At 38.2% G+C, this 3,928-nt stretch carries 5 protein-coding genes; 3 read left to right on the forward strand and 2 right to left on the reverse strand.

What is annotated here, in order from left to right; genetic code table 11:
* Positions 1-259: 259 nt before the first annotated feature.
* A complete protein-coding gene (locus JWP71_RS00335; RefSeq protein ID WP_299495800.1) occupies positions 260-928 on the reverse strand; it encodes a hypothetical protein in 669 nt (222 codons plus the stop codon).
* A gap of 176 nt (positions 929-1,104) precedes the next feature.
* On the opposite strand from JWP71_RS00335, the gene tyrS reads away from it, so the two are divergent.
* From tyrS to JWP71_RS00350, 3 genes are read left to right on the forward strand one after another with little or no spacing between them, the layout of a single operon-like run.
* Positions 1,105-2,388 (forward strand): tyrosine--tRNA ligase, encoded by a 1,284-nt coding sequence (gene tyrS, locus JWP71_RS00340; protein ID WP_299495809.1) that lies wholly within the window; start codon positions 1,105-1,107, stop codon positions 2,386-2,388.
* A 49-nt stretch (positions 2,389-2,437) separates the two neighbouring features.
* Positions 2,438-2,935 carry an antitoxin Xre/MbcA/ParS toxin-binding domain-containing protein gene (locus JWP71_RS00345; RefSeq protein WP_299495803.1) on the forward strand — a complete coding sequence of 166 codons (498 nt, stop codon included), beginning with the start codon at positions 2,438-2,440 and terminating at the stop codon, positions 2,933-2,935.
* Positions 2,935-3,384: an RES family NAD+ phosphorylase gene (locus JWP71_RS00350; RefSeq protein WP_299495805.1), complete on the forward strand. Its 450-nt coding sequence runs from the start codon at positions 2,935-2,937 to the stop codon at positions 3,382-3,384. Before JWP71_RS00345 ends, JWP71_RS00350 begins: the two co-directional genes overlap by 1 nt.
* A 3-nt stretch (positions 3,385-3,387) precedes the next feature.
* On the opposite strand, the gene JWP71_RS00355 is transcribed toward JWP71_RS00350, so the two are convergent.
* Positions 3,388-3,928 (reverse strand): PH domain-containing protein (locus JWP71_RS00355; RefSeq protein WP_299495807.1); only part of this gene is annotated, 541 nt, incomplete at its 5' end.

Consider the following 3,928-nt stretch of genomic DNA (forward strand, 5'->3'; position numbering starts at 1 on the left):
CGCCGGTTACTGTAACTGTGTCCAGTTCAGCTTCCTTAGCTTTTAATTCTTTTTCTGCTTCTTGTTTTTTTGCCATTAAATAATTTATCTCCTTTTCCCAATTTGTTAATTGGGACTGCAAAGGTAGAACTATAATTTTATTCAAAAAAATTTAATTTATTCTTAAATGCTGATTTGTAGGCCTTTTTGCCTATTGGTAAGTATTTTTTGTGAGAAATACTTACAGTACAGCGTGTCAGATGAACAAAGGAAAACTTTATCAGGCAAGTAGTTTACGGTCTATCTCGTAAAAGATTGTCATAAAATCAGGCAATAACAGTTGGCGATAAGCGGTTAAAACCTCATTCATGCGTGTTTCATGCTCTTGTGTAAACGGGTCTTGCCATACACGCATGCAAATTCTTTTAAGTGCATAGGCAATTTGCGGCGTTTCAGAGTAGGTATGCAAATAACCATCTCTTTTGAAACCTTCATAAAATCTAAAAAAAAGAGTGGTGTCTTTAAGTCCTGCCGAGGTTAAAAAATCTTCTATTATAGAAGTATCACAACCATGTAAATGATTATAAAAATTATTTACGGTTATTTTTCCTGTAGTGAGTAATAGATTATCCAATATCAACTCAATCGCTATATGGCCTAAAAAGAAAGGTTTTACCGGCGAGCTTTCAATAAGCGGCGTCAATATTTTTTTAAGCTGATGGGAATGGGTTAAAAAAAAATCAGAGGAATGGAAATAACGGTCGACAGCTAAATGCCTGTTCCAACCTTCAACAATATGGTTAACGTTGCTGTTTTCATGGTGCAATTTTTCCGGATGAAGTATAATTGTTTTATCCGCATTTTTTAAAAGATCGGGCAGTACCGTACCTAATATAAGGTAGCAGTTGCTTACCTCCCGATCAAAATAAAAATGAGATAAAAAATTCATAGATAATCCTTCACCTTAAAAATAAGAAAAATATGCCGTTTTTAATGCTATTTAAGTGTAAATAAATTTTTTAAGGGTTTTTTTATTCAGATTTAATAAATCAGGCTATTCATTTTCTTTTTTAAACAAAAGCACATATTCTATTATCTTTGGCCTTTTTGAAAGATAACTACAAGATGAACTTTGTTGAAGAATTACGTTGGCGGGGTATGCTGCATGATATTATGCCCGGTACCGAAGAACTGTTAAATAAAGGTATGACATCCGGGTATATTGGTTTTGACCCTACTGCCGACTCGCTGCATGTGGGCAGCCTGGCGCAGATCATGACCATGATACATTTTCAACGGGCAGGGCATAAGCCATTCGCGTTAGTTGGTGGTGCTACGGGTATGGTGGGCGATCCTTCAGGTAAATCTGCAGAACGTAATTTATTGTCGGAAGATATATTGCAGAAAAACCTGGCAGGAATAAAAGGGCAGCTTGAAAAATTTCTTGATTTTAAAAGCGGAACCAATAGTGCCGAAATGGTAAATAACTTTGATTGGTTTAAGGATTTTACCTTTCTTGACTTTATCCGCGAGGTTGGCAAGCACATTACCGTTAATTATATGATGGCCAAAGATTCTGTAAAGAAGAGGCTTGAGGGCGAAACCGGCATGTCATTCACAGAATTTACTTATCAACTAGTACAAGGGTATGATTTTTACTACTTGTGGAAACATAAGAACTGTGTGCTGCAAATGGGCGGGTCTGACCAATGGGGAAATATTGTTACCGGTACCGAACTAGTACGCCGTAAAGGCGGTGGCGAAGCGTTTGCTCTAACTACTCAGCTGATAAAAAAATCCGACGGCTCTAAATTTGGTAAAACCGAGGGCGGTAATATTTGGCTTGATCCGGAGAAAACATCGCCATATAAATTTTACCAGTTTTGGCTAAATACCAGTGATAGTGATGCTAAAACGTACATTCGCATATTTACCTTGTTTGATGAGGTTACTATTAAAGCTTTAGAAACAGAGCAGGATGCAGCGCCGCATTTGCGTGTATTGCAAAAGGCCCTGGCAAAAGACATTACTATACGGGTACACGGCGAAGCCGAATACGAAAAGGCTATTAAATCATCAGAGTTTTTATTTGGCAATACAGGTATTGAGTTTTTAAGTGAACTGAATGAAGCCGAGGCGATTGCTTTATTTGAGGGGGTGCCTAACTTTAAAATTGCTTTAAGTGATTTACAAGAAGGCATTACCGCAACCGACCTGTTAGCGTCAAGTACAGCAGTATTCGCATCAAAAGGCGAGGCTAAGAAAATGATACAAGGGGGTGGTGTTGCTATTAACAAAGCGAAAATAGAATCGCCAGAAGCGATTTATAAAAATGACATATTAATTGGCGGCAAGTTTTTTGTAGCCCAAAAAGGCAAGAAGAATTATTTTTTAATAATTGCTGAATAATTTGACTTTACGACAAAAAGTTATTATTTTTGGATAAATGTCTGAAAATATGAAAAAGTATGATGCAGCTACACACCAAAGTGAAGTAAATGAGCCTATGCTTGCTTATGGCTTACAAGTTACTGATAACCTGTTTAGCAATTTATTAAGCAGCACTGCTCGTCAATTTAACCTCATGAGCGATTTTGATATTTTAAAATCAACACGCCAAGGTTTTTCTAAACGTGTTTTAATGGGTTTGGCCAAAAAAATTTCACTTACTCTTCAAGAGTTTTCAAATATCATGCACATTTCTGAGCGCACCTTGCAGCGTTATGATGACGATGCTATTATTAAAACTGAGTACGCCGAGAAAGCCGTTGAACTTGCCCGCCTGTATACCCGCGGCGAGGAGGTTTTTGGCTCGATGGATAAGTTTAAAGCATGGATGAAAACCCCTGTTCATGTTTTTAGGGGCGATACGCCTGTTTCTCTTTTAGATACTTCTATCGGTTTTGATATGGTTTTTAAAGAACTTGGCCGTATTGAGCATGGTATTTTTGCCTGATGGTACTTTATCGTTTAATTAGAAGTGTTTATGCCGATGATTTGAGCGGTAATGGTGCCAGGTTGTACGGCGGCAGGTGGAACAGCGAAGGTAAACCTATGGTTTACCTGGCATCGTCAAGGTCATTAGCCGTGCTGGAAGCTCTGGCGCATTTAAGTCCAACTAATATACCGGATGATTATTATATGGTCACTGTGGAAACGCCTGATAGTATTAGTGAAGTCGACATCAATGAATTACCTCCAAATTGGCATGAATATCCCGAGCAAAATATTTTAAAGCAAATTGGAAATAATTTTTTGCGGCAAAATAATAAACTGCTTTTAAAAGTGCCCTCGGCTTTGGTAAATGAGGAGTATAATTATCTTATGAATCCTTTGCATAACCTGGCCACTTCGGTTAAAGTAGTAATAAAAAAGCCGTTCAGTTTTGATGAACGGCTGATTTAAGTTCTACAATTCGCTAAGCAATTCTAACTTCTTGTTGTTATATTCTTCCTGCGATATTAATCCGTTATCAAAAAGCGTCCTTAGTTTTTTAAGTTTTTCTGTTAATACATCAGCTTTTGGCTCTTCATGGATAACAGGCTCGGGCTGTGGCTCGGGTTGTTGAATAGGCACTTCAGCATGAAATGCCGCTGCCACCGGCTGTGATGGGCTTTCAAATTGTACCGAGCCTGATTCTGCACGTTTTTCCTCCAGATCGCGTAAACGGCGTGCTTCGCGTTCGGCTTCCTTACGTTCTTGCGCGTACTGGTAAAGTTTACGGGCCTGTACCTTAGGCAGGTAATCTACACCCATTTCGGCGCCATTGGTGGTTTTTACACTAAAAATAGCACCTATAATTTCTTCTTTGGTATATACGTCAACAACATCTTTCCACACAAAATCAACAAATTTTATAGACAGGCCCAGATTGGCGGGCGTGAAAAATAATATACGTTTATTAGTTATAGCAATACAATCAGGCAGCAAATTTACTAACGGCTTTTTC

The sequence above is a fragment of the Mucilaginibacter sp. genome, from assembly GCF_028287845.1.
Classification (GTDB): Bacteria; Bacteroidota; Bacteroidia; order Sphingobacteriales; family Sphingobacteriaceae; genus Mucilaginibacter.

What these genes read in the sequence shown, in the direction of transcription:
- JWP71_RS00350 (WP_299495805.1), top strand. Translation starts at nt 2,935, where the DNA reads ATGGTACTTTATCGTTTAATTAGAAGTGTTTATGCCGATGATTTGAGC.
- tyrS (WP_299495809.1), top strand. Translation starts at nt 1,105, where the DNA reads ATGAACTTTGTTGAAGAATTACGTTGGCGGGGTATGCTGCATGATATT.
- JWP71_RS00345 (WP_299495803.1), top strand. Translation starts at nt 2,438, where the DNA reads ATGAAAAAGTATGATGCAGCTACACACCAAAGTGAAGTAAATGAGCCT.
- JWP71_RS00335 (WP_299495800.1), bottom strand. Translation starts at nt 928, where the DNA reads ATGAATTTTTTATCTCATTTTTATTTTGATCGGGAGGTAAGCAACTGC.